Genomic DNA, 25,840 nt, shown 5'->3' on the forward strand with positions numbered 1-25,840 from the left:
AAATTTTGGCGGCTTATTTATTTTTTTTAAATAAAATTATCTTTGAAAATTTTATTTAACTAAAGGATATAATATGCGTAAATTTTTTTGCAAATTTGTTTTAACGCTTGTATTTTGTTCAAGTTTTGCATTAGCAAATAATAGTTTTATTACTCTTAATCCAAGTTTACCTAGCTCTGAAAATAGTGTAATAGAAGCATTTTCTTATAAATGTATACATTGTTACAATCATCATAAATTTGGAACCCTTGAAAAACTGAGAGAAGCTTTTCCAAATTTACATTTTAAACTCTATCCTGTAAGTTTAATGAATGGGGAATTTTCCAAAGAAATGAATGAGCTTTTTGCCTTTGCTCAATACAAAGATGAGCAAAATGGTAAAGACGCGAGTTATTCTGATAGTTTATCTTATAAACTTGCTGATGTTTATTTTGTTTCTTATTTTTTAAACAAGCAAAGAAATTTTTCAAATTTAAATGAATTTTACGACATAGGTTTAAAGGCTATGAATGTAAATAAAAATGAAGTATTAAATTTTTTAAATACCCCAAAAGCTAAAGAAATTTTAAGCGAGTTTCAAAGAGCTAATGATATAGCTAAAACCTATGGCACCCCTGCTTTTGTTGTTAATGGAAAATATCAAATTAACCCAAGTGCAATCAATTCGATGCAAGATTTAGAAGATCTAGTTAAAAAATTAAGTAATATGAAATAATAAATTTTTAAGGCAATAAAAATTGCCTTAAAAATTATTTTTTGATCATATTTGTATAAGGTCCATAGCGATGTTGGGTTGTAGAAAAGCTATCATCATAAGGTCCTACATCCATATCTAAAGGCTTAACCTTTCTATCTGGAAAGTCTTTATTTCTATTTGCTTTAATAGGACGAGCTTGTGAATTCATGTAAGCTGCTACATCATAAGCATCTTCAAGACTTAAGTCAGGCGCACCTTGAGGCATATTTTCTTTAATATAAGAAGCAGCTTTGATAAGACGATACATTCCAGCTCCTGTATTATAACTATCATCACCCCAAAGTGGTGGATAAAGATAATACGCCCCTGTGCTATCCTCATTTTTAAGCCCTAAGCCATTTTCTTGATGACAAACAGCACATTTATCCATATAAATTGCCTTACCTTTTTTTAGGATCAGCTGCTCTTAAGATGAAATCTATCTTCTTAAGTCCCTATCCTTCTATCTTAGCTCCTACTGGAACTCCTTGAGATAACCATTGCATATAAGTTAGCATGGCTTTCATTTCAGGTGTATCACTAGGCATTCTTTTGCCATTCATAGAGCGTTCAAAACAGCCATTGATCCTATCTGCTAAGGTAATTACTTTATCTCCTCTTGCATTATATTGTGGAAATCTTGCCCAAATTCCTACAAAACCCGATTGATTTTGCACACTTCCACCATTAGCATGACAGCTTGAACAAGAAAGATTATTTCCCGCAAATCTTTTTTTTAGGATCTTTGGCTTGTGGACCCACATATTTGCTTGTTTCATTAAGAATTTTATTTCCCAAAATAACCATTTTGCTATATTCTGAATTTTTTGGCATTTTAGTTTCATCTATAGTGCCATCTTCATTTAATTCCTTAGGTAAATTCCATTTGGCAGTAGGCAGATCAATACCTGTTGCACTCTTAGTTTTTTTCCAAATTTGGATCTAAGGCTAAAGCACAACTTCCACATAACAACAAAGTTAAAACTATAGAAAATTTATTCATCAATTTCCCTCCTTATTTTGCGTAATTTAAATTCAGTATAAGACTTTATTTAGAAAAAGTCAATAAAACCTAATTACATTTTAAGAAAAAAGCTTTAAACCTTAAAATAATATTCGTTTATATTTAAAATAGAACTTATATATTTAAAGCAAAAATAAAGTTTTTTCACTATAATAAAATCTTGCAATATTTTTAAAGGTTAGGTTAATGAAAAATTTAAGCATTCAAGAAAAAAAAGACTTAGACAACTGCGTTTTTCAAAATCTTGGAAGGCAAGATACTTTTACTTTAAGTGTGGTTTTTAAAAATTTTTATTTAAAAATTAAAGCATTTATTTATTCTAAATAATACCACTTAAAATCCTTTTTTGTGTAGGAAAGATCTTTAAAAGAAGGTGATTGGATAAATAGTTTGCACTCTTTATCCAAATTTTCTATCCCGTATATTTTCATAGCCATTCTTGAGTCATGTCTTGTAAGTTCTATTCCAACGCAAGCTTGATTGTTGATTTTGTAAAGTAAAGTGCCACCATCTTTTTCATCTATATTTAAAATATCCAAATTCTTATTTTTACTCATATCTTTTACATCTTTACTAAAAGAATATCGGAGTTTATAATATATCATAATATCCTGCATGGTATTTTTCAAATTTTGTAAATTTTCATTAATCAAATATCCATTATTTTTATAAAGTTTTAAAAAATCTTCATTAAGAAATTTTTGAAAACTTTCATCTTTAGATAATTTTTGACAAGAATTATAGCTATTTAAAATTCTAACTTGACTGGCTTCTATTAAAAGTTCAAGGCAATCTTTATTCTCTTGTGAAAATTGCACTAATTTAACTTCTTGAATCTTAAAATCTTTATTCGGTTTTTTTTCATAAGCAAAATCATTTAATTTTTCATAAATATTAGCAAAACTTAAAGAATATAAACTAAAAAAAATTAAAATACACTTTTTCATTGAAAAAAATCTTTGTATTTATTTTTTAGAAATTCCACCACTTCTAAAATTTCATCAACCCCTTCTTTGTTGGAATTTTCGAGTACATTATCTATATTATCAATATAAGCTTCTATTGCATTTTCTAATTTTTCTCTTTTAACTCCAGCGTATAAAAGCATAGCTTCTAAAACTATGCTAAGCTCATATTGTAAATCTTCTAATTCATTTTTTAAGGTTTTATTATTGTTTTGATTCATTGTTTTCCTTTTTAAGTTCTTTGCTTTTAATTAAATCAATAATTTGAGCCTTAATATAATTATAATTTGCTCCATCTTTAAATGTCGCAAAAAGTCCACCACTAGCATTTTTATGTCCGCCACCACCTACTAAATTTTTAGCCATTAAACTTACATCTATTTTTCCATTTGCACGAAAACTTAAGGTTTTTCTAGAACTAACATCAATAAAAAAGTCATAATCAGGATTTTTTACTAAAAAATCATTTCCAATAACAGAAGTATTGCCTATATTTGAAGTTAAGATGCCTTTATGGCCTTCATATTCTATGCTGAAATTTTCTTTTAGCTCACTTAGTTTTTCAACTACAAAATAAGAAATTAAATTAGAAAGAGTATCATCATTTTTTCTGGCAAAATAATCCTTTTTTATAAAATGAGTAGCATTATCGAGTAAAATATTTGCATTTTCTTTTCCTATAAATTTCCAAGCCTTATCAAGCAAGAAAAACATATAATCAATTTGAGATTCTTTAAACATTACACGATTTATTTCTTTTGCATTGGCAATCAAGCCTAAAAAAACCTTTCCAAGTTCAAAATTTTCATCCTCGCTTAGCCAAATATCAACAGCATTAACCACATCAACAAATTTTGAAAGTTCTAAAACAGGAGTACAGATTTTAGAGAAAAAATCATAAACGATTTTAGTTGCACATCTTTTAGAATCAAGTAAATACCAAGAATATTTTTGAGCACATTCTTCGCCACTTTGATGATGATCAAGAAGAAAAATTTTAGTATTTTTCTCTTTGCAAATTTTTTCAAATTCTTCGCATTGATTTAAATTTAAATTTAAATCTGTTATTAGAATAATAGCTTTTCCGAAATTTTCATCTTTTTCTATATCGCCTATAATAGAGTTAAAATTTTCATTAATTTCTTTGCCATAATTAGAATTATAAAATTTCACATTTTTAAAATAAAAATTTACTATAAATTGACAAGCATAGCCATCAAGATCTGTATGTGAAAGATGATAAATTTTCATTATATTCCTTAAAGTTCTATCCTAATAATACCCTCGGTATTAAAATTTGTATTTTCTGCAATTTCTGCAAAACTTAACACTACTATATTAATGCTAAAATTATAACAAATATCAGCAATGAATTTTCTAAGCTGCGGTTCAACGCAAAGTATAAAAGGCTTGATACGACCATTTGCTACTGCGGCAACTTCAGCCCTTAGAGTATCTACTAAAGTACCTGTTTGAGCTACACTTAAAGGCAAGTGATAACTTCCATCTCTAAATTGTACATTTTCCATTAAAACCGCAGAACTAGCAGAGTCTAAGATAAAAATATCCAAATTTCCTTTATCATCTAAATACATATTTGTAATCATCCTAGCTAAGGACGCCCTTACATGTTCAATAATCATATCAAAACTCTTGCTTACTTCTGCTATATCGCTTACAGATTCTAAAATAGTAAGCATATCTTTAATTGGTATGTGATGCTTAAGCAAGTCTTTGAGAATTTTTTGAATAAGACTTACAGGTGCAACACCTAAAGCACCTTCTACGATGATTGGATAATCATTTTTAACCTTATCAAGAAGATTTTGTACCTCTTGGCGTGTGAGAAGTTCGCTTGCGTGCGCTTTGATAAGTTCGCTCATATGTGTTGAAATAACACTTGCAGGATCTATTACTATATAGCCATTTAATGTTGCTTCATCTTTTAAATTCGCATCAATCCAAAGTGCATCAGAGTTAAAAGCGGGTTCTTTTGTAGCAATCCCTTCTATCTCTTCTGTGATAAAACCACTATCCATGGCTAAATATTTATCCGGATAAATTTCAGCACTTGCTATAGACACGCCCTTGAGTTTAAAACTATACTCATTTGGTTTAAGTCTTAAATTATCTCTTATTCTTATTTTTGGCATTAAAAATCCTAAACTTTCAGCAATACTTCTTCTCATTGAGCGAATTCTTTCTGTAAGTTCGTTTTCAGCAAGCTTAATAAGTCCGTATCCAAGTTCAAGTTCTAAAATTTCAACTTTGAGTATATCGTTAATCTTGTGCTCTTCTTCTTTGAGAATTTCTTCTTCGCTTTTCTTAGCAGGCGCTGCCGTTGTCCCACCTGCTCCACTTTGAGATGCAGCTGCGGCACTTGGTTTGCTTTTTTTAACTGTAGTTATATCAATTTTACCTTCCTTAACCTGCTTGGTAAGATAGCCAAGGCTTAAAAATACTAAAGCCATAAAGCCCAAGGATAAAGTTGGCAAACCAGGCACTAACGCAAAGATAAAAAGTACAAAACCTACTATTAAAAGCGTGCGATATTCGCTTAAAAGTTGAGTTAAAGTTCCTTCTGCAAAATTTTCCTCATCTTTGCTTGCACGAGTGATAATTATAGCGGTTGCAGTAGAAGTAATAAGCCCTGGAATTTGAGATACAAGTCCATCACCTATGGTTAAAATAGTATAGGTAGAAGCAGCATCGCTTAAAGCCATATCGTGCTGAAAAGATCCTATTAAAAAACCACCTATGATATTTATAATAGTTATGATAATTCCTGCAACAGCATCTCCTTTGATAAATTTAGAAGAACCATCCATTGCACCATAGAAGTTTGCCTCAGCAATAACTTCTTGACGTCTTGCTCTAGCGGTTTGTTCATCAATAAGTCCTGCATTTAAATCCGCATCAATAGCCATTTGTTTACCCGGCATCGCATCAAGTGTAAATCTTGCTTGTACTTCAGAAACCCTTGTACTACCTTTTGTTACAACCATGAAATTAATCAATACTAAAATACAAAATACAATCACGCCAATGACCATATTTCCACCAACAACAAATTCTCCAAATGCTGCTATAATCTCACTCACAGCTTCAGGGCCGTTTTGCCCTTCGCTTAAAATCATCCTTGTGGTAGCTATATTTAATGAAAGCCTAAATAAAGTGATAATCAAGATTAAAGTTGGAAAAGTTGTTAAATCTGTCGGTTTGGGTATATAAATAGAAATTAAAATAATTAATACCGATAAAGCTATACTTAAAGCCAAGAAAAAGTCCAAAATAGGACTTGGTAAAGGAACTATAATAATAGCTAAAATACAAACTAAAAAACCAACAATAGTCAAGCTTTTAGCTTTTAAAACAGGAGCGATTAAAGGCCCCAAGAAAGGAAAAACTAAATCGACTATTTTATTTTTTGCCATTATTTTTCATAATATCTTCTAAAGTAATAGAATCTAAAAATTCATCTACTTTATTTTGTAAATTTACTAACATAGGCATTAAGGTGCAATTTTCTTCTTTATTATTTGGACAAGTGCCACCACTGCATTCAAATACACTGATATCCTTTTTTTCAGCACTATTAACAATTTCTTTTATAGTATATTGACTTGGTTCTTTAATTAAAACAAAACCACCTTTTGCCCCTTTAAAGGATTTTAACAAGCCATCTTTAGCTAAAGTTTGTAAAATTTTAGCTAAAAAACTTTTAGGAATATCAAGCTCTAAAGCTAAAGAATCTACATCTTGAGGTGTTTCTTTTTGAGAAATATAAATTAAAGAAAGTAAAGCGTATTCGCTAGCTTTGGTAAATAGCACAGATTCTCCTTGTTATAACTACAGAAATAGCTGTAATTATAATAAATAATTCTTAGAAAAAGACTTAAATTTTGACAAAACCTTCTAAAAAAGATAAATTCAGTTTATTTTTTGCTTTTTAAGATAAAATTACAGTTCTTTAATTTTATTATTTTACCAATCAGGAGGTCTATCATGGCTTTGGATTCGGCCAAAAAAGCAGAAATAGTTGCGAAATTCGCTAAAAAACCAGGTGATACTGGTTCAACAGAAGTTCAAGTAGCTCTTTTAACTGCAAGAATTGCAGAACTTACAGAACATTTAAAAATCTACAAAAAAGACTTTTCATCAAGATTAGGACTTCTAAAACTTGTAGGTCAAAGAAAAAGACTTTTATCTTATCTTAAAAGAAAAGATTATAATTCTTATAGTAAGTTAATTACTGAATTAAATCTTAGAGATAAATAATTTTTAAGCCCTTTTTACGGGGCTTTTGCCTTTTAAATTTCTTCTTTTGTAATCAGTTTTATATATCAAAAACACAAGAAAAATCTTACAAGATTTCCCTTTGTCCTTTGGCATCAGGTTCGCTTAAAATCCCGTTTTGCGTAAGTTGTTCAATAATATTTGCAGAGCGGTTATAGCCGATTTTTAAACGGCGTTGTAAATAAGAAATGCTTGTTTTTCCATCTTCTAAGATTACTCTTTTAGCTTCTTCATAAAGCTCATCTACTTCCCCATCAAAGCTTTCATTTGTTGTAACACCTACGCTTTGTTGATCCTTTAAAAAGCTTTCATCATATTCTACGCTTTGTTGATCCTTTAGAAAATCCACGATTTTTTCTATTTCAAATTCGCTTGCAAAAGGCGCATGCAAACGCACTATAGAGCTTGTTCCAGGAGGAGTAAATAAACAATCCCCTCTTCCAAGTAAACTTTCAGCACCCATAGCATCTAAAATAACTTTAGAGTCAATTTTTTGCCCTACTTTATAAGAAATTCTACTTGGTAAATTCGCTTTAATTAGTCCTGTTACAACATCAACAGAAGGTCGTTGTGTAGCTACAATCAAGTGGATTCCACTTGCTCTTGCCATTTGCGCAAGTCTTCCTATATAAAATTCTACATCTTTACCCGCAGTCATCATCAAATCAGCAAGTTCATCGATAATTACTACAATAAAAGGAAGTTCTTCTCCGCCTAATTCTTTCATTTTTTCATTGTAATTTTCTATATTTTTGGTTTTTGCATCAGCCATTAAGCGATAGCGTCTTTCCATTTCAGCTACCATATTTGAAAGCGCATTGACTGCTTTTTTTGGATCTGTGATAACAGGAGTTAAAAGATGAGGAATGTCATTATAAATGCTAAATTCAAGCATCTTAGGATCTATCATCATCAAACGCAAGGTTTTTGGAGAGTTGCGATATAAAAGACTTAAAAGCATAGAATTTATCCCCACACTTTTACCACTACCTGTCGTTCCTGCGATGAGTAAATGCGGAAGTTTTTTAAGATCGGTTACAAAAGCATTGCCTACTATATCTTTACCTAAAGCTATGGTTAAAGGACTTTTAGCGTTTTTAAAAACTTCACTTTGTAAAATTTCTCTTAAATAAATGGTTTGAATTTCATCATTTGGAACTTCTATACCTACAACATCTTTTCCTGGTATTGGAGCTTGAATACGGATTGATTTTGCCATTAAAGCCATAGTTAAATCATCTTGTAAATTTAAAATACGACTTACTTTCACATCTGCACTAGGACGAAATTCAAAAGTAGTTACCACAGGACCAACATAAGTGCTTATAACATCGCCGCCTATTTTAAAACGACGCAATTTTTCAAGAAGATTATAAATTTTTTTATCTATTTCACTTTCATTGATTTCTTGTTTGTGTTCTTTTGGATTAGCTAAAAAATCTAATGGCGGCAAGGTGAAATCTTTTGGTTTTTCTACTTCGCCCTGCTCTATTTCACGCAATAAAGCTTGGTTAATAGCAATTTCTTTGGCTAAAACTGCTTTTTGAAGTTTAATTTCTTGATCATTTGTTTTTTCATTATCGATTTTAGTTTCTGTATTTTGGATAAAATCGAGTGTATTTTTTTCTTCTATAACTATTTCATTTATATTTTTTATAGGAGTAGGTTCTATATAAGGATGATTTAACTCTTCTACAATGGGAGCAAATTCAAAGATATTGTCTGCTTTATCTAGATTTTTATTTTCATTTATTTTGTCTGATTCTTCTGTTTCTGTTTTAATTGTTTTTGGGCTATTAAAACTATATTTATTCCCTTCTATAATATCGCTTGAATTTATCGCATCATATTCTTCTAATTTTTTAATTTCTTGTTTTACTTTATTTTCTAAAATTTCATTTTGATAGGCTTTGTATTCTTGTTCTAGTTTTTCTTTTTTTATCAAATTCTCTCTAAGTTCAAGCTCTTTTGTAAAAATTTTTGGTTTAACTTCTTGATTAGAAACTGGAATTTCAATATTTTTACGTTTATAACTTGGCTCATCTAAATTTTTATTTGTATCTATTTGCTTTATATCTTCAAGTTTTTTAGGTTTTAAAAAACGTTCAGGAATCATATCTACCTCTTCTTCTGAAATAAAATTAAAATCTTCATCAAGACTAATGCTCATTTTACTAGCCTTTTGTGCGAAATTTCGCACTTGTTGAGAATGCTCATGAACAAAACTTCTTGATTCTTTTAAACTTTGTTTATCAATCTCTATGGTTTCATCTAAAATTTGATTTTTTAGTTTTTCAAAATTTTCCTTGGCCGTGGTAATTGAATTTTTACTTGCATTGATATTGCTATCTTTAATTATCTGTTCTAAGTTATTGGTTTCCCCTTTTTTGTTTATTTGTAAATTTCCATAAATACTATCTTGCAAAATATTTAATTTTGGAGCTATAGGTTCTGATTTACCTACATCTTCTTTCTCGTTTTCTCCACCAAATACACGCATAAGTAAAGATTTAAAAGCTTGCTCTATTTTTAATAAATAAGTAAAATCTAATTCTATTTTTAAAATTTCTTTTGCAAATTTTGGAAACAATAAAACCAAAGAAAATAGTAGAAGTAAAAGAGCAAAAATTCCACTCCCTGTACGCCCTAAGATTATAGAAAAAAATCCATATACAATTTCTAAAATATACCCAAACTCTCTATAAAAGACAGAAAATAAAAGCAAGGCAGAAAAAAAGGCCAAAGAAAAACCAAAAAGCTCCCTACGATTAAAATTTTCTATTTTATATTTTTTTTTATAGTAGAGATAATTTAATATAAGCAAAGAAAATGGATAATAATACCCAAATTCTCCAAATAAAAATAAATTAGCCTTGTAAACCCATTCTCCCATGCCAGGTGCTAGCATACAAAGACAAAGATAAAAAATAACAAGCGTGGAGCTGGTAAAAATGGCTTCTTTTTTAATATTCTTTCCTTGAAAATAAAATCAAAGCCAAATTATACCATAAAAAATTTTACATATAATTTAATAAGCTAAGTTGAGAAATTGTTGTACTAGCTTTAAGAGAAGCTTGATATGCAAGTTGAACTTGCATTAAATTCATCATTGCCTCACCATAATCTACATCAATCACATTTGATTTTATACTTTGGACATTAACGCTTAAAAAGGATGTGCGTGTATTAACACCTTCGATAGTATTATGATATGCTCCCATAGTTGTATTAAGCTTGCTAACATGATCTGCTAAATGATCAAGTCTTTCTAAAGCTCCTTGCATACCTGTATTTCTAGGGTTTTCACTTTCGGAGTCTGCTCTCATATTGCCTTTTAAAACAGCATCAATCATTGAATCTAAATCTTTAATAATATCCACATTTGGCTCATCTATAGTTAAAGAATTATTCGCGCTAAAACTAAAATTTGGACCATTTTGTACAGTAGAAGTTGTGGTAAAAGGAGGTGCTGGAAATTGGCCACTTTGAGAATCACTAAGAGAAATTTCTATATTAGTGCCTGAAGAAAGTTTATCAGTAACACTAATACGACCTTTATAATCCATACTTACATCAACAGTAGCTTGTGAATCTTTCATGAGTTGTTGTATTTGGGTATAATCTGCATTATTAATTTGACCATTATTGGCTTGTATGGTTGTTGTAGGAATTTTATCTGCAGCAAACATACCTATAATATCATTAATTTGACCATAAGTAATATCATTTGATCCTGTAACAACCCCACTATTTCCAGTTGCAGGATTAGTATGTATAATAGGAAAGCTTATGGTTTGACCTGGATTATTAGGATCAGGATAGCTTACAGTTGAAGTTTGTAAATTTATAGTAACATCGTAAGAATTTCCACCTTTGGAATTGACTTTTAAATTTAAAGTAGTACCATTTAGGCTATCTCCTGCCATTACCTCGCTAAGTTTGGTTGAATCAGTGGCATAAGCATTGCTTCCTTTGATAACTTGAGAAACATTACCATAAACAGTATTGCCATTTTTTTCAAAATACACATTATCGTAATCAGCTCCATTAGCAGCATTTCCATCTGTATCTGTCATTTTACTTTTGATAAAATCAGTTTGTTTTAAATCGATTGTGAATTGTTGATTGTTGATTGTTACAGTTACAGGGTTGTTTAATTTTGTTATATCTCCATTATTGGGATTTCCTAGTGCAGCAGTCATAACCCTGTTTGTAACATCTTCCATTGTAATGCCTTCATTCTGTGCTGCTTGGATAATATTATTTAATTCAGTTTTATCATCAGCTTGTGGTGTGAAAGCTACAGCATGAAAATCGAGTTTATTATTACCTTGCTTTAGATCTGTAATTTGAATTTGACCACTATCATTCATACTTACTTCTACTACTTTATTATTTGGAGTATTACCATAAAGAGCTCCAATATTTTCCATTACATCTTCTAAAGTATCTTCGGGTTTGACGAGTACAGCACTTTTAAAACTTGTTCCATCAGGCTTGGTTCCTTGAACATAAAGAGTTGTTGGAGGAAAATCTAGTTTGCTATCATCATACTCAAAGTCTTTGTCAGCATCTAAGCTATTATCTTTTACATAACCTTGTCCGATAAGTTGTTGCCATTTAGAATCTCCTGTGAGATATTTAGTTTTATCAGGGTCTTTATTTAAATCCCAACGATTATCTGTAAAACTAACATTAGTGCTTATTTGTTTTTTATAGTCTCCATCTGCTTTAAAAAATAAATCCCAACCTGGTATATTGTATGGGCTTTCAGTTCCAGCTCCAGTTACTACATTAATATTATTTTTATCTCCATAATAATTTCCATTAGAATCAAAAGGTTTGTTTGCAACTTGAGAACCTGCAAAAAGATACTGACCATTAACACTGGTATTTGCAAGCTGAACTATGCTTTCTTTTATACGTTCTAGTTCTTTTGCTATAGCTTCTCTTGAGGTTTGAGAATTGCTATCGCTTGCAGCTTGGGTTACTTTAACTTTAAAATCTTCAAGAAGTTTAACCATATCTTGTAAAGCTTTCATACTATTTTGAGTCATTTCTTGAGCTCTACTTGTTGATTCTTTTACTTGTTCTAATGTTTTAATTTCATATTCAAGACGCGTATTATCTATATAAGTGCTTGCATCTTCATATGAATTTTGTATTTTCAAACCTGAAGCAAGTTGTTGAGATATCTGATATAAAGCACTTTGACCGCCCATAGAATTATTCACACTATTTGTGAAGTTAAGTTTATTTGTAATTCTCATTTTTTTCCTCTAAAGTATTAAAGTTAAAATCTTTTCAAACATTGCTAATAAACAAAAGCAATAACTGTTCCAAAAATTTAAATTATATAATTTTATATTGTCTTTTTGAAAATACTTTTTATTTTTAAAGTATTTTTTAGCCTAAAAAAGTATAATTTTAGCTTTAAATCTTATAAAATGAGCCCGAGTGGTGAAACTGGTAGACGCGCCAGACTCAAAATCTGGTAAGGGCAACCTTGTGTCGGTTCGAGTCCGACCTCGGGCACCACTTATTTTTTGCGGGAATAGCTCAGGGGTAGAGCACAACCTTGCCAAGGTTGGGGTCGCGGGTTCGAATCTCGTTTCCCGCTCCATAGAATAAAAAATATAAAATCTCTTTAATTATAAATTCTCGCTTTTCTCTAATACTAAAAAATACTCATTTTCTAGAATTTCAAGTTCTTTTTGCATTACTTCAAGCTCTTGATAAAGCTTGTTAATACCTATTTCTTGATATACATTTGGATCGGATAAATTTTGATTTAATTTAGCTATCTTTTGCTCTAAAAAATCTATTTTTTCAGGATGGTTTTTTAATATCTCATTTTCTTTGTAGCTCAATTTTTTGGAGCTTTTTTCTTTTTGGTTATTATTTTGCTCTTGGGTTTGAAGCTCTAAAGCAAAATTATCCAATTCTTCAATTTCTTTTTCATTTTCAAGATATTCAGTATAAAGAGTGTGTAAAATATTTATATATCCATTTCCCTCAAAAGCATAAAGTTTTGTTGCGATTTTATCAACAAAATATCTATCGTGTGATACTAGCAAAATAGCCCCTTCAAAACTAAGTAAGTATTCTTCTAATATATTAATCGTAGCTATATCAAGATCATTAGTTGGCTCATCTAAAATCAAAACATCATATTCTTTAATAAAAAGCAAGGCTAAAGCAACGCGATTTTTCTCTCCGCCACTTAAAAGAGCCACGCTTTTATCTAAAAATTCCTTAGGAAATAGAAAATTTTTCAAATATCCATAAACATGCATATTTTTACCACGAACTTCAACCCTATCTCCACCATTGGGACAAAAAATTTCAAGCAAGCTTTTATCAGAATTTACCAAGCTTCTAGCCTGATCAAAATATCCTATCTTAAGCTCTCCGCGTTTTATTTCACCGCTATCTTGTTTTATTTGCCCTAGAAGAATTTTTAACAATGTTGATTTTCCACAACCATTTCTTCCTACGATAGCTATGCGTTCACCTTGTAAAATACGCGTTGAAAAATCTTTAAAAAGATTTTTATTGTTTATATTTTTGCTTATATTTTTAAGCTCAAAAAGCATTTTTTTACGATTGATCGTTTTTTCTCCATTAAAATTTAAAGCCGCTCTTGAAATTTCAAGTTTTAAGCGTTTGATTGCCCCAGGATTTTTTTTCGCTTCTTCACGCATTTTAAAAATGCGTTCTTTTCGTCCTTCATTTCTTTTAAGTCTTGCTTTAACCCCTCTTCTAAGCCATTCTTCTTCGCTTTTTAATTGCTTTAAAAGAGTTTCATGGCTCTTAGCAAGGCTTTGCAAAATTTGTGTTTTTTTCTCTAAATAGTTTGCATATCCGCCTTTAAAAATACTAAGCTTACCCTGCTCTACTTCTACACACTTGTGTGCTATAGCGTCAATAAAATATCTATCATGGGAAATAAAAATCACACACATCTTTGAATTTTTTAGCAATTCTTCCAAAAAGCTTGTCATATATACATCTAAATGATTAGTTGGTTCATCAAGCAATAAAATATCAGGATTTTTTAGTAAAAGTATGCAAAGCCCAACGCGGCGTATTTCTCCACCACTTAAAGTAGATATAATGCGATTTTCATACTCAAGTAAACTAAATTCTTTTAAAACGCGTATTATTTTAGATTCTATACTCCAAGCATCTTTACTATCAATCAAAGTCATAAGCGTATCTATTTTTTGAAGATAATCTTTATTACTAGGATCTTCTTCTAATTTTTTATGCAGTATTTCATATTCTTCTAAGGTATTGTAAATTTCTACAAGCTCTTGCTTGATGGCTTCTTTTACGCTTAAATTTGCATTAAAATCAACGGTTTGTGAAAGCATGGCTATGCTTTTTCCATTTTGTCTTATTATTCTACCGCTATCTAAAGGAAGTGTGCCTAAAAGCGTTTTTAAAAAAGTAGATTTTCCTTCTCCATTTTTGCCTATAATAGCAATCTTTTCTCCCTCGTTTGCGCTAAAATTTACTTCATTTAAAACTATTTTGTCTCCAAATTTTTTTGAAGCTTCAATTAAATCTATAAGAGCCATTTTTTATCCTTGACTGAGTTTAAAGCTAAAACTAGAACCATAACCTAAAGTGCTAGAAATTTCAAGATAACTTTTATGTATATTTAAAATTTTCTTTACTAAAAAAAGTCCCAAACCAAAAGAATTATCACTTTTTACATCAATTTTATAAAATTTTTTTGTAATCAATTTTATTTTATCTTCTTCTATGCCTTTTCCAAAATCTTGCACTATTATCTTTTGATCTCTTGCCGTTAAAATGACTTTTTTTTGACTATATTTTAAAGCATTAGAAAGCAAATTTATAATCACTTGCTCGATTAAAAATTCATCAGCCTTAACTTTCGTGCTTTTACCTTGCAATGCAACTCTTTCAAAGCCTGGGTTTTTAGTGATTTTTTCACATAGAGAAAAAAGATCGAATTCTTGCATCTGCAAGGCTTCACTATTAAGATTAAAAACAAAATTAAGCTTATGCGTTAAAGCATTAAGTTTAACGCTTTGACGTGAAATTTTTTCTAGTAATTCCTTTTTTAATTTTTTATCTTCCAATTTCTCATCTTTTAGCATCTCTAAGCTAAGATCAATCACGCTTAATGGATTTTTAAGCTCATGAGAAATAGCAGAAATCACGCTAGCAAGCTGAGTATTTTTTAAAGTGATTTTATCGCTTTGTTTTTTATTTTTTTGGGTATTCTTTAGAATTTTATCCTTAGTTTTTAAAAGTTTCTCATTTAGTAAATTAAATTCTTTAAACATTCCTTTTTCTAATATAACAACTTTATGATCCCCTATAGAATCCAAAAAATCCAAAATTTTATTAAAATTTTTCTCTATTCTTCTACCTAACAACAACATTAAAATAAAAACAAACAGCAAGCATACTCCAAAACCGATTGCCATTTTTGTCCAAAAAAGTTCTAAATCTAAAAAACGAGGATAAACAATAATAATATATTTATATCCTTTGTAAATAAAGCTTTTAGTGAGAATTTTTTTTGAATTGAAATTTAAAATTTCTCCTTCTTTAAGATTAGAAAAAAAATCAGGATTTTTTACAGAACTTATTTTCATATCATTGTTTAGGATAATAAAATCAGCCCTAGTATCTTTAGCAAAATTCTTGATATTAGCATCATTTAAATGCTCTAAGAGAGAAAATTTTAAAACATCATCAAGGCTTTTGATTTTTTGTTCATATTGTTTTATAAGCAAGAAATTAAGATAAGAATTAGTAAAAGTATAAAAAATAAACCCAAAAATCAAAGCCAATACAACAAAAAAAACTATAAAAATATTTTTAGTTTTTAGCATAATTTATAGCCAATACCCCTAACACTTATAATATGATCTTTTAGTTTTGGAAATTTATTTCTAAGTCTTGTTAGAGCTATATTGATTGTTTTATCACTTGTAGTATCATCTTTCCAAACACTTTCGCTTAAAAATTGTCTAGTAAGCAAGGTATTTGGATTTTCAAAAAAACATTTTAAAAGCTCATAGTCAAGATTTGAGATTTCTAATTTTTGATTTTTGTAAAAGAATTCATAACTAACCAAATCTAAAATAAAATCACCAAAAGATAGTTTTTCTTCTTCTTTTTTATGGCGTTTTAAAATTGCTTTAATGCGAAGCAAAAGCTCATTGAAATCAAAAGGTTTACAAACATAATCATCACAACCACTTTCAAAGCCTTCGAGTAAATCTTGATGTAAAGCCTTGGCTGTAAGAAAAATAACTGCTTCTTTATATCCTTGCTCTCTTAAATCTTGAATTTTTTCTAAAGAATCTCCACTGGGCAAATTTCTATCGACTATTAAAAGATCAATTTGCTCATTATCGAGCAAATCTTCAACTCCAAAAAAATCCGCTAAAGATATAACTTCATAACCACTAGATTTTAACTTTAAAACAAGCAGTTCGTTTAAATCTATATCATCTTCTATAATTAAAATTTTAAATTTCAACATATTGGACAAATACACACGCCTCTAATTGTTTTAGTTCATCTAATACTTCTTTTTGAACTTTTTCATCAATCAAAACAACAGCCAAAGCATACCCAAAACCATCTCTACCAAGCCTAAAATCAGCTATATTGATATTTTTAGCTGCCAAAACGGAACTGATTTTAGCTATAACTCCTGGTATGTCTTTGTTTTTAAAAATAATCATTTTTCCCTTTGGCTTAAAATCAGTTTTAAAGCCATTTAATCCAACTATGCGTTGTTCATTTTCATTAAACACTGTTCCTGAAACACTGATATTTGAATTTTCGGTGATAATTTTAACGCTAAGTTTATTATTATAACCACTATTTGGAAGAGTTTCGCAAGATAATTCAACTCCTTTTTCTTTGGCAACAAATTCTGCATTAACATAATTAATTTTCTCTCCTAAAATTCCACCCAAAGCACCAACAGCTGCAAAAGTTAGCATAGAATTTGCATACTCACCAATAATTCCTTCAGCCTCTAATTTAATACTTTTTATAGGATTTTTATCAATTTGAACAGCTAAAAAAGCCATTTTAGAAACAAGTTCTATATAAGGAGCTACAAAAGGTGGTAAATCTTCAGTTTTAATTGGTAAATTTAAGGCATTAGGATAAGCCACGCCTCGTGCTGCGCTTAATGCTTGCTCACAAGCTTCTCTTGCGATATTGTCTTGACTTTCTAAAGTATTTGCTCCTAGGTGAGAAGTAACTGAAATATTTTCAAAGTCTAAAAGAGGATGATTAGTCGCGGGTTCTTTATCGAACACATCTATACCAAGCCAAGCTATTTTACCACTTTTTAAACCTTCATATAAAGCCTCTTCTGTGTATAATCCTCCGCGAGCACAATTTATTAATCTTATTCCATCTTTCATTTTTGCAATTTCTTGCTTTCCTATCATACCATTGGTTTCTTTGGTTTTTGGTGTGTGAATGGTAATAAAATCACTTTTTTCTAAAATTTCATCCAAATTTTTTGCTTGTTCCATATCTAAATCTGTAATCTTAGAAGCAGAAATATACGGATCATAGGCTAAAATTTTCATACCAAATGCTTTAGCACGGATAGCTACTCTTGAACCTATATTTCCAAAACCTATAACCCCTAGCGTTTTATTCATCAATTCAATGCCATACCATTTTTCTCTTTCCCATTTTCTTTCAATTTTTAAAAAATTATGAGCATTGACAAAGCTTCTAGCTGATGTTAAAAGATGTGCCATTGTTAGTTCAACTGCGGCAATAGTATTTGCAGTTGGGACATTCATCACAATCACTCCTCGTTTAGAACACTCTGGAATATCAACATTATCTACGCCCACCCCAGCACGCACAAGCGCTTTTAATTTTTTGGCATGATTTAAAAAATTTACATCTACATCCGTAGAACTTCTAGTAATTGCAACTTCAATATCGCTTAGCATTTGCATAAGTTCATCTTTTGGAAATTTTGCAGCTTCTATAAGCTCAATATCTTCAGCTTTTCTTAGAATATCGACACCTTTATCCAAAATAGCATCACACACTATAATCTTTTTTTTCATAACCAAATTTCCTTTACTTCTGTATTTATTTTATATTTTTTTAATTCTTTGATAATATCATCTATAAGTTTTTCATTGCCTGTATCCAAAAAGATTTCTGGACTATCGCCAGATTTAAGAAGAAAATACTTCACATTAAAAGAATTTAAAGTCTGTCTTAAGCAAAACATAGAATAAATATCATATTTTCCAACTATAAGTTGATAATATTTATTTTTCTCCTTAAGCTCGCTAGTATCCGCATCAAAATATAAGGTAAATTTTTCTGCTGCTGGGGTAAAATCTCTTGTAGGCCATTTTGCTAATTCTTCTTGCCATGAAAGATCTTGATTTTGGGTTTGAATGCTTGGCTGCGTATTTGTATCTTTAGCAAATTGTGGAATGAAATTTACATTAGCTTTAAATTGCCAAAGCAATGTAAAAACAACAGCAAGCAAAATGAGTAATAAAATACTCAAAATGCTTATTGTAATGTATTTTTTCATTAAGCTAGCTGATCTTTAATGATATCACCTAAAGTTACTTTATCATCATTATTGATTTCATTAAGAACTTCTCTTTCTTTTATTCTAACAAGATTTTTAACACTTAGGCGAATTCTATTTTTCTTTTCATCAATAAAAACTATAGCAGCTTCAATATCGTCGCCAATTTTTAAATTTTCAAGCATAGAAGTGCTTATATCTTCTTTATGAATTAAAGCATCAACATTTTTACTTAGCTCTACAAAAACACCAAAATCTTTAATATCACGGATAGTGCCTTTTACAATATCGCCGACTTTATGAATTTTGGCATATTCTTGCACTGGAGAACTGTTTAATTCTTTTGCGCTTAATGATATTTTTTGGTTTTCTTCATCTATTTTGATAATTTTTACCTTGATTTTATCCCCTTGAGAGAATTTGTCTTTACATTTATCGTTTCTATCCCAAGAAGCATCTTCATTATGCAATAGACCTTCAATACCGCCAAGTTTAACAAACGCACCAAAAGAAGTTACCGAGGTGATCTCCCCTTCAACCACATCTGCAATTTTGTAAGATTTCATAAATTCATCAAAAGGTCTAGAAAGTAAATTTCTTAAAGAAACTCTTAAGCGTCTTTCATTTGGATTGATTTCAATTACTTCAACATCAATTTCTTGACCTTTGTTGATATAATCTTTTGGATTTTTAATATTTTTATCCCAAGAAATTTCACTGATATGTAAAAATCCTTCTATATCATTTCCTAAATCCACAAAAGCACCATAAGGCTCTATATTTGATACTATTACTTTAATGGTATCACCTACATCAAGAGTATCTTTTATCTCGCTCCATGGATCGGGTAAAGCCGCTTTTATAGACAAGGATAAATGTTTGCGTTCTTTATCATACTTTATAACTTTAACTGGAACCTTATCACCCTCTTTATAAAGTGTTCCAGGATTTACAGGTCCTTTGTAAGAAATTTCGCTGTAATGAACAAGACCATCAACACCTCCTACATCCACAAACATACCATAAGTAGTAATTTTTTTCACAATACCTTCAATTAAATCTTCTTGTTGTGCTACATTATTGATCAATTCTTTGCGTTTTCTTCTCTCGTCATCTAAAGTTTTTTTACGAGAAACAATGATACTTTGCTCATCTTTGTCGATTTTAATAATTTTAACTTTAAACGTTTTGCCTATAATATTATTTGTTTCTTTGAAGCCATATTGAGATTTTGGTAAGAAAAATTCAACATCATTTTCATCAACAACTATCAATCCGCCTTTATTTTTTCCAACTACTTTTACGGTAAAAATATCATCTTGATTTTCTTGATAGTTTTTAATAAATTCGATAACTTTTTCTTTTCTCAAAGCTTTTTTATGAGAAAGTAAAGATCTGCCACCACGAGAACCCATAACAGCAACTTTAATACCATCGCCTACATTAAATAATAGCTTAGAATTGTCATCTTGTATTTCGCTAAGAGCTAAAATACCTTCAGATTTTTTACCTATATCTACATAAACTTCATCATTTTTGATCTCTACAATCACACCCTCTGTTGTAGCCTCTTCTCTTGATTTATCAAAAGCTTCTAAAAGCTGTCCAAAATCTTCTTCCTCAAGATAATCATCTACGCCGCCTTGAACTTTTTTGTTCACCTCGCTCATTATGGTCCTTTAAAATAATTTTTAGAAATTGATTGATTTTACCTTATTTTTCTTTAATTAGTGTTAAGTTTTTTTATTTTTGTTAATTTTTTTTAAATTTTTGACTTTTTTATTCTATTTGAAAACATTTTTTAATTAATTTTAAAATTTTTTATTTTGGCGATAACTTTTTGTATGATCCAATCAGGAGTACTAGCACCTGCACTAATGCCGCAATGTTTTTTATCCAAAAACCATTCTTTTTTTAACTCTTCTTCGGTTTCAATTAGATAGCTATCTTCACAATTGGTTTTTGCAATTAAAAAAAGTTGTTTTGTATTGGCTGAGTTTTTACCCCCTACAACAACCATAACATCACTTTTAAGCGAGAGTTCTTTAATGGCATCTTGATTTTTAAAGGTTGCATCACATATAGTGTTAAAAACTCTTACTTCTTTGGTTTTAAGTATTAAAAAATTTACTATCTCCATAAAATGCTCAGGCTTCTTAGTTGTTTGGCTTACTACAGCTATTTTATTAGGAAGTTTTATATTTTGAAGTTCTTTTTTATCCAAAACTACATAAGCTTTTGTACTTACATAACTTTTGACTCCTTTAACTTCGGGATGATTTTCATCTCCAAAAATAACAACTTCATAACCCTCCTTACTCATTTGCTCGCAAATTTGTTGTGGTTTTGTAACAAAAGGACAAGTGGCATCAAAAATTTCTATATCTTTTTTTCTCAATTCTTCTAAATCTTGCTTTGTAATACCATGAGTTCTTATAATAGCCTTTTTTTCATTACTTAAAGCTTGTATATTTTCCAAAGTTTTGACATTAAAATTTTTTTGCAAACGAGAAATTTCTTCGTTATTGTGAATAAGAGGGCCTATAGTTGCAGCATCTTTTATTTGTTCTGCTTTTTTAATAGCTCTTTTAACACCAAAACAAAAACCATAGTTTTTTGCTAATTCAATAATCAATCCTAGCTCCTAAATTTGATAAAATCTCTATAAAATTTGGAAAAGAAGTTTTTATACAATCACTATCATCAATCTCGATTCCACAAAGCAAACCTAAAATAGCAAAACTCATAGCAATACGGTGATCTCCATAGCTTTTAATTTTTGAAGATTTTAGTTCGCATCCACCTTCTATTTCAAAACCATCATCAAGTTCTCTAGCTTCAACACCACAAAGCTTTAGATTTTCAACCATCACAGCAATCCTATCGCTTTCTTTAACGCGTAATTCTTTAGCATTTATTAAACTAGATTTACCCTTAGCCAAAGCAAAAGCTATAGCCAAAGCAGGCGCTTCATCTATTAACCAAGCGATATTATCTTTAACTTCTATGCCATTAAGCTTGCTAGACTCCACCCTGATCTCACCAATAGTTTCAAAATCATTTTGAGTTATTGTCATTTCAAGTTTGGCACCCATTTTTTGCAAAATTTTATACGCCTCTATACGAGTAGGATTAAGCAAAATATTTTTTAAAATAATTTGAGATTTAGGTAAAATAATAGCTGCTAAAACAAAATAAAAAGCCGAAGAAGGATCATTAGGAATGATTATATTTTGAGCTTTTAAAGGTTTTTTTAAAGGATTTATTTCAAGACTTAAGCCATCATTACTAACCCTTATTGGAGCTTTCATAGCCTTTAGCATGTTTTCACTATGATTTCGACTAAGAGAAATTTCACTAAAAGTGCATACATTATCAGCTCTAAAAGCAGATAAAATCATAGCTGTTTTAACTTGAGCCGAAGAAATTTCGCTTTTAAAATTAAAAGCTTTTAATTTTTGACCTTCTATACAAAGTGGAGCTAAATTTGCCTCATTTCTTCCATAAATTCTAGCGCCTATTTGAGTAAGTGGTTTGCTTATCCTTCTCATAGGACGATTGTTTAAATACTTATCTCCACTTAAAACAAAAAAACCAGAAATTCCTGCTAAAAATCCTATCATCAAACGCATAGCAGTTCCTGAATTTCCACAGTCTAAAATACAATTTGGAGATAAAATTTCTTTAGGGGGTATAATTTTGACGCAAGAATCTTTTTGTTCAATTTTAGCTCCAAGATTTTTTATAATTTCAAGAGTGTTTAAAGTATCTTGAGCTAAGAGATAATTTTGAGCCTTATTTTCTTCTTGTGTTAAAAGCGAAAATATAGCAAAACGATGAGATATGCTTTTATCTGCTGCTATATTTTCAAGTATAGCATTTACAGGGGTTTGCAATTTGTAAATTTTCATCTTAAATCAAGACCCAAATTTTTAAGAGTATTTAAAATTTTATCCATACATTCATTCACTTGATTATCTTCTAGAGTTTTATTTATATCCCTAAAAGAAAAACTTATAGTAATGCTATAAAATTCTTTAAAGTTTTCATCACTATAAATATCAACTAAACGAAAATTTTCAAGTATTTCTAAATTCAATTCTTCGATACAATTTTTAATCTGATTGTATTCAAAACCTTTAGGTATTAACACGCTAAGATCTCTAGTGATAGCTGGGAATTTGGAGTAAGGCTTAGCTATTTTAAAATCTTGCCTGATTAAATCTAAATCAAGTTCGCAAATATATGTTTTTGGTAAATCTCTCTCATTTTCTATTTTTAAATGCAAACGGCCTATAAAACCTACTTTAATATCCGATAGATAAATATCTGCTTGTTCATAAGGGCTTAAAATATTATATTTTGATGATTTTAGTTTAAAATCACCTATAATATTTTTAATATCTAAAAGAAAATCATAAAATTGCACCGATTCAGGTTTGGCCTTGTTGGAAATTTTAGCTTCTTCTTTTAAGCCAGAATGGATAAATGCAATACGATTTAATTCTTGATTATTAACATTGAAAACAGCCCCTAATTCAAAAAGTTTAATAATTTTTTTAGAATTTTTTGCATTTAAACTTGCTGCATTTAACAAATGATTTAAAAGGGTTGTTCTTAAAGTATTAAGTTCTGCTGTAATTGGATTGATTAGTTTTAATTTAACAGAGTCAAAACCTAATCTTTTAAGTTCTTCTCCATTATCCAAAACATAATGTAAGCTTTCAAAATAACCACTAGCTACTGCTCTTTTTCTTAAATTTAAAAACTCAATATAATTTTTATATGCAGAATTTAAACGATTTTTTTCTATAAATTCTAAACCCTTGGAAGCAATATTATCAATACCTATAATTCTTACAACTTCCTCGCAAATATCTGATAAATTTTTAATATCAGGACGATGTAAAGGTGCTTTAACATTTATAAGCCCTTCACCTGAAAGTATGAGCTCAAAACCTAATTTCTTTAATATTTTTAATACTTCATCTTTATCAACATTTTGTCCTATTATATCGCTAATACCTTCAATACTTATTGGTATGATTGGTAATTCTTTGTCAGTTAAAATTTGTTGAGAAGAACTATAAATAACAAGATTTGGAATCTGCTCAAAAATACCAAGCAAAAAATCCATTCCTAAATTTAATTTAGGTTCACTTCCCCTAAAACTTCTATAAAGCATTTTTTCATCTTGATCTTTATAATATATTTTAGCATCTGCAATTACCAATGGATCGGTATAATTAGCCTCAATAATAATTATTTTAGAATCATCTTTACATCTACTTTCATTATTTTGGAAAATTCCGCTAAAGCTTAAAAGTTTATCTTTGCAAGATACTTTTGTTTCTCCATGTACTTGCTTGCTTAAATTAATGGTAAATTCTTCATCTTTTTCAGAAAAACTACTTAAATCATAAGCATTAAAAAGAACACCAGTTGAATGCGTTGCATAATTTAATAAATTTTCTATGGAATTTTTTCCCAAACTTTCAATTTGAGCAAGTCTTAAACTAAGCAATAAATTTGTTTGAATTTCTTCTTTTAGCTCTATGGCTCGATAATTATAAAGTCCATTAAGTTCTTTCTCAGCTGCTAAGCGCAAAATTCTACCGATACCTAAAACATTTTCACTTTCTTTAAATGGTTTTGGTTCTTTTAAATTTAAATTTAAAGCTGCGGCTAAATCACGAGCTATACCATAAATACTTAAACAATCACCCCTATTAGGAGTAAGTTCCACTTCTATTAGCTCATCATTAAAAATTTCATAAGTATTTAAAGGTCTCCCAAGTTCTAATTTCCCTATACTCTCATCTAAAAGCATAATTCCTTCATTGATTTTTTCAAAACCCAGTTCTAAACTAGAACAAAGCATACCACAAGAATCCACTCCTCGCAATTTTGCTTCTTTTATTTCCATACCGTTTGGCATGATAGCACCTTTAGTTGCAACAGTTACAAATTGTCCTGCATCAACATTCGCAGCACCGCAGACAATTTGCAAGGTTTCACTTCCGATATCAACTTGACAAATGCTTAATTTATCTGAATTTTCATGTTTAATTTTTTCCTTAACATAGCCTACAACAACTTTATCTGGAGCCTTTAAAGCGCCAACCCTATCAACTTCTATACCTATAGAGTTTAAAGTTTTAGCTATTTTATCTGAACTTATTTCTTCAAGTTCTAACCAATCATTCAACCAACTTTTAGTAATTATCATCTAAACTGCTCCAATAATCTCAAATCACCTTCAAATAAAGATCTTAAATCTGGAATTTGATGCAAAAGCATTGCAAAACGTTCTACTCCCAATCCAAAAGCATAACCACTTACATTTTCATAACCAACAAAATTATAAACATTAGGATCAACTATTCCACATCCTAAAACTTCAAGCCAACCTGTATGTTTGCAAACTCTACAACCCTTTCCTTTGCAAAATACACAAGAAATATCAACTTCAGCAGAAGGTTCTGTAAATGGGAAAAAACTTGGACGAAAACGAACTTTCACATCTCCAAACATATAACGCAAAAAATCTTCCAATACACTTTTTAAATTTGCAAAGCTAACCTTTTGCCCTTCTTCCACCACAAGGCCTTCAACTTGATGAAACATAGGAGTATGCGTAATATCAAAATCTCTTCTAAATACAGCACCAGGGGCTATCATCCTAATAGGAGGTTTTTGTGCAAGCATTGTCCGTATTTGCACTGGCGAAGTTTGTGTTCTTAAAAGCCTTTTATCATCAAAATAAAAGGTATCTTGCATATCTCTTGCGGGGTGAGATTTAGGTAAATTTAACGCTTCAAAATTATGAAAGTCATCTTCTATTAAAGGCCCTTTTTCTATGCTAAAATTCAAAGCTATAAAATATTCTATGATTTTATCCATGGTGCTCATAACAGGATGCAAGGCACCTGTTGTAATACTTTCATCAAAATAGTTAAAATTTAAAGCATCTTGTTTCATTCTTTCTTCTAAAGCAAGATTTTCCAAATCTTTAAATTTGGCTAAATAAGCCTCATTAAATATTTCTTTTTGTGCATTTAATTTAGCAGCAAATTCTTTTTTCGCCTCATCTTCTAACTCTTTAAGCTTTGTAAAGCCTTCTGTTAAAATACCTTTTTTTCCAAGAACGGAAATCCTAATGGCTTCCAAATCATTTAAATTCTCACATTTTTGAATCTGTTCTATAAAATTTTGCAATTTTCTTACCTTAA

General features: G+C 29.9%; 21 protein-coding genes, 2 tRNA genes and 1 pseudogene. 5 read left to right on the forward strand and 19 right to left on the reverse strand.

Annotated features, from left to right (window positions below; translation table 11 throughout):
* The first annotated feature begins 73 nt into the window (after positions 1-73).
* A complete protein-coding gene (locus FBF11_RS04255; protein WP_002867467.1) occupies positions 74-715 on the forward strand; it encodes a thiol:disulfide interchange protein DsbA/DsbL in 642 nt (213 codons plus the stop codon).
* Between the two features lie 34 nt (positions 716-749).
* On the opposite strand, the gene FBF11_RS08515 is transcribed toward FBF11_RS04255, so the two are convergent.
* Positions 750-1,127, reverse strand: a complete 378-nt coding sequence (locus tag FBF11_RS08515; RefSeq protein ID WP_002868140.1) for a c-type cytochrome — start codon at positions 1,125-1,127, stop codon at positions 750-752.
* A 64-nt stretch (positions 1,128-1,191) separates the two neighbouring features.
* Entirely contained in the window at positions 1,192-1,581 is a 390-nt protein-coding gene (locus tag FBF11_RS08520) for a cytochrome C (protein WP_153892780.1), read from the reverse strand.
* Positions 1,582-1,946: 365 nt separating this feature from the next.
* Between FBF11_RS08520 and FBF11_RS04265 the strand changes: the two are divergent.
* A pseudogene (locus FBF11_RS04265) lies at positions 1,947-2,097 on the forward strand (hypothetical protein).
* On the opposite strand, the gene FBF11_RS04270 reads toward FBF11_RS04265, so the two are convergent.
* The 5 genes from FBF11_RS04270 to FBF11_RS04290 are packed head-to-tail and all read right to left on the reverse strand — an operon-like array spanning position 2,075 to position 6,556.
* The gene (locus FBF11_RS04270; RefSeq protein WP_002852437.1) at positions 2,075-2,707 is read right to left on the reverse strand and encodes a hypothetical protein; all 633 of its coding nucleotides are present in this window, start codon (positions 2,705-2,707) and stop codon (positions 2,075-2,077) included. The pseudogene FBF11_RS04265 and the gene FBF11_RS04270 sit on opposite strands and share 23 nt — an antisense overlap.
* Positions 2,704-2,946 carry a hypothetical protein gene (locus FBF11_RS04275; protein WP_002852415.1) on the reverse strand — a complete coding sequence of 81 codons (243 nt, stop codon included), beginning with the start codon at positions 2,944-2,946 and terminating at the stop codon, positions 2,704-2,706. The genes FBF11_RS04270 and FBF11_RS04275 overlap by 4 nt, the downstream gene beginning before the upstream one ends.
* The gene (locus FBF11_RS04280; protein ID WP_002859543.1) at positions 2,930-3,976 is read right to left on the reverse strand and encodes a DHH family phosphoesterase; all 1,047 of its coding nucleotides are present in this window, start codon (positions 3,974-3,976) and stop codon (positions 2,930-2,932) included. The genes FBF11_RS04275 and FBF11_RS04280 overlap by 17 nt, the downstream gene beginning before the upstream one ends.
* Before the next feature lie 8 nt (positions 3,977-3,984).
* On the reverse strand, positions 3,985-6,159 hold the full coding sequence (gene flhA / locus FBF11_RS04285; protein ID WP_002852599.1) for a flagellar biosynthesis protein FlhA: 2,175 nt from the start codon (positions 6,157-6,159) through the stop codon (positions 3,985-3,987).
* Complete coding sequence (locus FBF11_RS04290; RefSeq protein WP_002852609.1) at positions 6,146-6,556, reverse strand: RrF2 family transcriptional regulator; 411 nt, start codon at positions 6,554-6,556, stop codon at positions 6,146-6,148. Before FBF11_RS04290 ends, flhA begins: the two co-directional genes overlap by 14 nt.
* Before the next feature lie 174 nt (positions 6,557-6,730).
* On the opposite strand from FBF11_RS04290, the gene rpsO reads away from it, so the two are divergent.
* Complete coding sequence (gene rpsO / locus FBF11_RS04295) at positions 6,731-7,003, forward strand: 30S ribosomal protein S15 (RefSeq protein ID WP_002852579.1); 273 nt, start codon at positions 6,731-6,733, stop codon at positions 7,001-7,003.
* Positions 7,004-7,088: 85 nt separating this feature from the next.
* Here the strand turns inward: rpsO and FBF11_RS04300 are convergent, their stop codons facing one another.
* Both FBF11_RS04300 and flgL read right to left on the reverse strand, forming a co-directional pair.
* Positions 7,089-9,929: a DNA translocase FtsK gene (locus FBF11_RS04300; protein ID WP_057033751.1), complete on the reverse strand. Its 2,841-nt coding sequence runs from the start codon at positions 9,927-9,929 to the stop codon at positions 7,089-7,091.
* Positions 9,930-10,038: 109 nt separating this feature from the next.
* Positions 10,039-12,291 (reverse strand): flagellar hook-associated protein FlgL, encoded by a 2,253-nt coding sequence (gene flgL / locus FBF11_RS04305; RefSeq protein ID WP_057033750.1) that lies wholly within the window; start codon positions 12,289-12,291, stop codon positions 10,039-10,041.
* 181 nt (positions 12,292-12,472) lie between these two features.
* On the opposite strand from flgL, the gene FBF11_RS04310 reads away from it, so the two are divergent.
* Both FBF11_RS04310 and FBF11_RS04315 read left to right on the forward strand, forming a co-directional pair.
* Positions 12,473-12,559: transfer RNA gene (locus tag FBF11_RS04310), tRNA-Leu, on the forward strand.
* Between the two features lie 10 nt (positions 12,560-12,569).
* Positions 12,570-12,644, forward strand: a tRNA-Gly gene (locus tag FBF11_RS04315).
* Positions 12,645-12,672: 28 nt separating this feature from the next.
* Here the strand turns inward: FBF11_RS04315 and abc-f are convergent.
* The 10 genes from abc-f to pheS all read right to left on the reverse strand — a co-directional run bounded on the left by abc-f (position 12,673) and on the right by pheS (position 25,826).
* The gene (gene abc-f, locus FBF11_RS04320) at positions 12,673-14,604 is read right to left on the reverse strand and encodes a ribosomal protection-like ABC-F family protein (RefSeq protein WP_038401306.1); all 1,932 of its coding nucleotides are present in this window, start codon (positions 14,602-14,604) and stop codon (positions 12,673-12,675) included.
* Positions 14,605-14,607: 3 nt separating this feature from the next.
* Positions 14,608-15,897 (reverse strand): HAMP domain-containing sensor histidine kinase, encoded by a 1,290-nt coding sequence (locus FBF11_RS04325; protein WP_002860528.1) that lies wholly within the window; start codon positions 15,895-15,897, stop codon positions 14,608-14,610.
* Positions 15,891-16,553 carry a response regulator transcription factor gene (locus tag FBF11_RS04330; RefSeq protein ID WP_002860529.1) on the reverse strand — a complete coding sequence of 221 codons (663 nt, stop codon included), beginning with the start codon at positions 16,551-16,553 and terminating at the stop codon, positions 15,891-15,893. The genes FBF11_RS04325 and FBF11_RS04330 overlap by 7 nt, the downstream gene beginning before the upstream one ends.
* Positions 16,540-18,123, reverse strand: coding sequence for a phosphoglycerate dehydrogenase (gene serA, locus FBF11_RS04335; protein ID WP_002852643.1), 1,584 nt, complete (start codon positions 18,121-18,123; stop codon positions 16,540-16,542). The genes FBF11_RS04330 and serA overlap by 14 nt, the downstream gene beginning before the upstream one ends.
* On the reverse strand, positions 18,120-18,608 hold the full coding sequence (locus FBF11_RS04340; protein ID WP_002856886.1) for a hypothetical protein: 489 nt from the start codon (positions 18,606-18,608) through the stop codon (positions 18,120-18,122). Before FBF11_RS04340 ends, serA begins: the two co-directional genes overlap by 4 nt.
* Positions 18,608-20,278 carry a 30S ribosomal protein S1 gene (locus FBF11_RS04345; protein WP_002934819.1) on the reverse strand — a complete coding sequence of 557 codons (1,671 nt, stop codon included), beginning with the start codon at positions 20,276-20,278 and terminating at the stop codon, positions 18,608-18,610. The genes FBF11_RS04340 and FBF11_RS04345 overlap by 1 nt, the downstream gene beginning before the upstream one ends.
* Positions 20,279-20,409: 131 nt before the next feature.
* The gene (locus FBF11_RS04350; protein WP_002867459.1) at positions 20,410-21,243 is read right to left on the reverse strand and encodes a 4-hydroxy-3-methylbut-2-enyl diphosphate reductase; all 834 of its coding nucleotides are present in this window, start codon (positions 21,241-21,243) and stop codon (positions 20,410-20,412) included.
* Positions 21,233-22,519 carry a 3-phosphoshikimate 1-carboxyvinyltransferase gene (gene aroA / locus FBF11_RS04355; protein WP_002852577.1) on the reverse strand — a complete coding sequence of 429 codons (1,287 nt, stop codon included), beginning with the start codon at positions 22,517-22,519 and terminating at the stop codon, positions 21,233-21,235. The genes FBF11_RS04350 and aroA overlap by 11 nt, the downstream gene beginning before the upstream one ends.
* Positions 22,516-24,837 carry a phenylalanine--tRNA ligase subunit beta gene (gene pheT, locus FBF11_RS04360; RefSeq protein ID WP_052822748.1) on the reverse strand — a complete coding sequence of 774 codons (2,322 nt, stop codon included), beginning with the start codon at positions 24,835-24,837 and terminating at the stop codon, positions 22,516-22,518. Before pheT ends, aroA begins: the two co-directional genes overlap by 4 nt.
* Positions 24,834-25,826: a phenylalanine--tRNA ligase subunit alpha gene (gene pheS, locus FBF11_RS04365; RefSeq protein WP_002852567.1), complete on the reverse strand. Its 993-nt coding sequence runs from the start codon at positions 25,824-25,826 to the stop codon at positions 24,834-24,836. The genes pheT and pheS overlap by 4 nt, the downstream gene beginning before the upstream one ends.
* Positions 25,827-25,840 lie beyond the last annotated feature (14 nt).

Source organism: Campylobacter sp. CFSAN093224 (assembly GCF_012897395.1).
GTDB lineage: Bacteria > Campylobacterota > Campylobacteria > Campylobacterales > Campylobacteraceae > Campylobacter_D > Campylobacter_D jejuni.

Excerpts from the sequence above, each read along its gene's own strand:
- FBF11_RS04255 (WP_002867467.1), top strand. The coding sequence starts at position 74 with ATGCGTAAATTTTTTTGCAAATTTGTTTTAACGCTTGTATTTTGTTCA.
- FBF11_RS08515 (WP_002868140.1), bottom strand. The coding sequence starts at position 1,127 with ATGGATAAATGTGCTGTTTGTCATCAAGAAAATGGCTTAGGGCTTAAA.
- FBF11_RS08520 (WP_153892780.1), bottom strand. The coding sequence starts at position 1,581 with ATGAAACTAAAATGCCAAAAAATTCAGAATATAGCAAAATGGTTATTT.
- FBF11_RS04270 (WP_002852437.1), bottom strand. The coding sequence starts at position 2,707 with ATGAAAAAGTGTATTTTAATTTTTTTTAGTTTATATTCTTTAAGTTTT.
- FBF11_RS04275 (WP_002852415.1), bottom strand. The coding sequence starts at position 2,946 with ATGAATCAAAACAATAATAAAACCTTAAAAAATGAATTAGAAGATTTA.
- FBF11_RS04280 (WP_002859543.1), bottom strand. The coding sequence starts at position 3,976 with ATGAAAATTTATCATCTTTCACATACAGATCTTGATGGCTATGCTTGT.
- flhA (WP_002852599.1), bottom strand. The coding sequence starts at position 6,159 with ATGGCAAAAAATAAAATAGTCGATTTAGTTTTTCCTTTCTTGGGGCCT.
- rpsO (WP_002852579.1), top strand. The coding sequence starts at position 6,731 with ATGGCTTTGGATTCGGCCAAAAAAGCAGAAATAGTTGCGAAATTCGCT.
- FBF11_RS04300 (WP_057033751.1), bottom strand. The coding sequence starts at position 9,929 with ATGCTAGCACCTGGCATGGGAGAATGGGTTTACAAGGCTAATTTATTT.
- flgL (WP_057033750.1), bottom strand. The coding sequence starts at position 12,291 with ATGAGAATTACAAATAAACTTAACTTCACAAATAGTGTGAATAATTCT.
- abc-f (WP_038401306.1), bottom strand. The coding sequence starts at position 14,604 with ATGGCTCTTATAGATTTAATTGAAGCTTCAAAAAAATTTGGAGACAAA.
- FBF11_RS04325 (WP_002860528.1), bottom strand. The coding sequence starts at position 15,897 with ATGCTAAAAACTAAAAATATTTTTATAGTTTTTTTTGTTGTATTGGCT.
- FBF11_RS04330 (WP_002860529.1), bottom strand. The coding sequence starts at position 16,553 with ATGTTGAAATTTAAAATTTTAATTATAGAAGATGATATAGATTTAAAC.
- serA (WP_002852643.1), bottom strand. The coding sequence starts at position 18,123 with ATGAAAAAAAAGATTATAGTGTGTGATGCTATTTTGGATAAAGGTGTC.
- FBF11_RS04340 (WP_002856886.1), bottom strand. The coding sequence starts at position 18,608 with ATGAAAAAATACATTACAATAAGCATTTTGAGTATTTTATTACTCATT.
- FBF11_RS04345 (WP_002934819.1), bottom strand. The coding sequence starts at position 20,278 with ATGAGCGAGGTGAACAAAAAAGTTCAAGGCGGCGTAGATGATTATCTT.
- aroA (WP_002852577.1), bottom strand. The coding sequence starts at position 22,519 with ATGAAAATTTACAAATTGCAAACCCCTGTAAATGCTATACTTGAAAAT.
- pheT (WP_052822748.1), bottom strand. The coding sequence starts at position 24,837 with ATGATAATTACTAAAAGTTGGTTGAATGATTGGTTAGAACTTGAAGAA.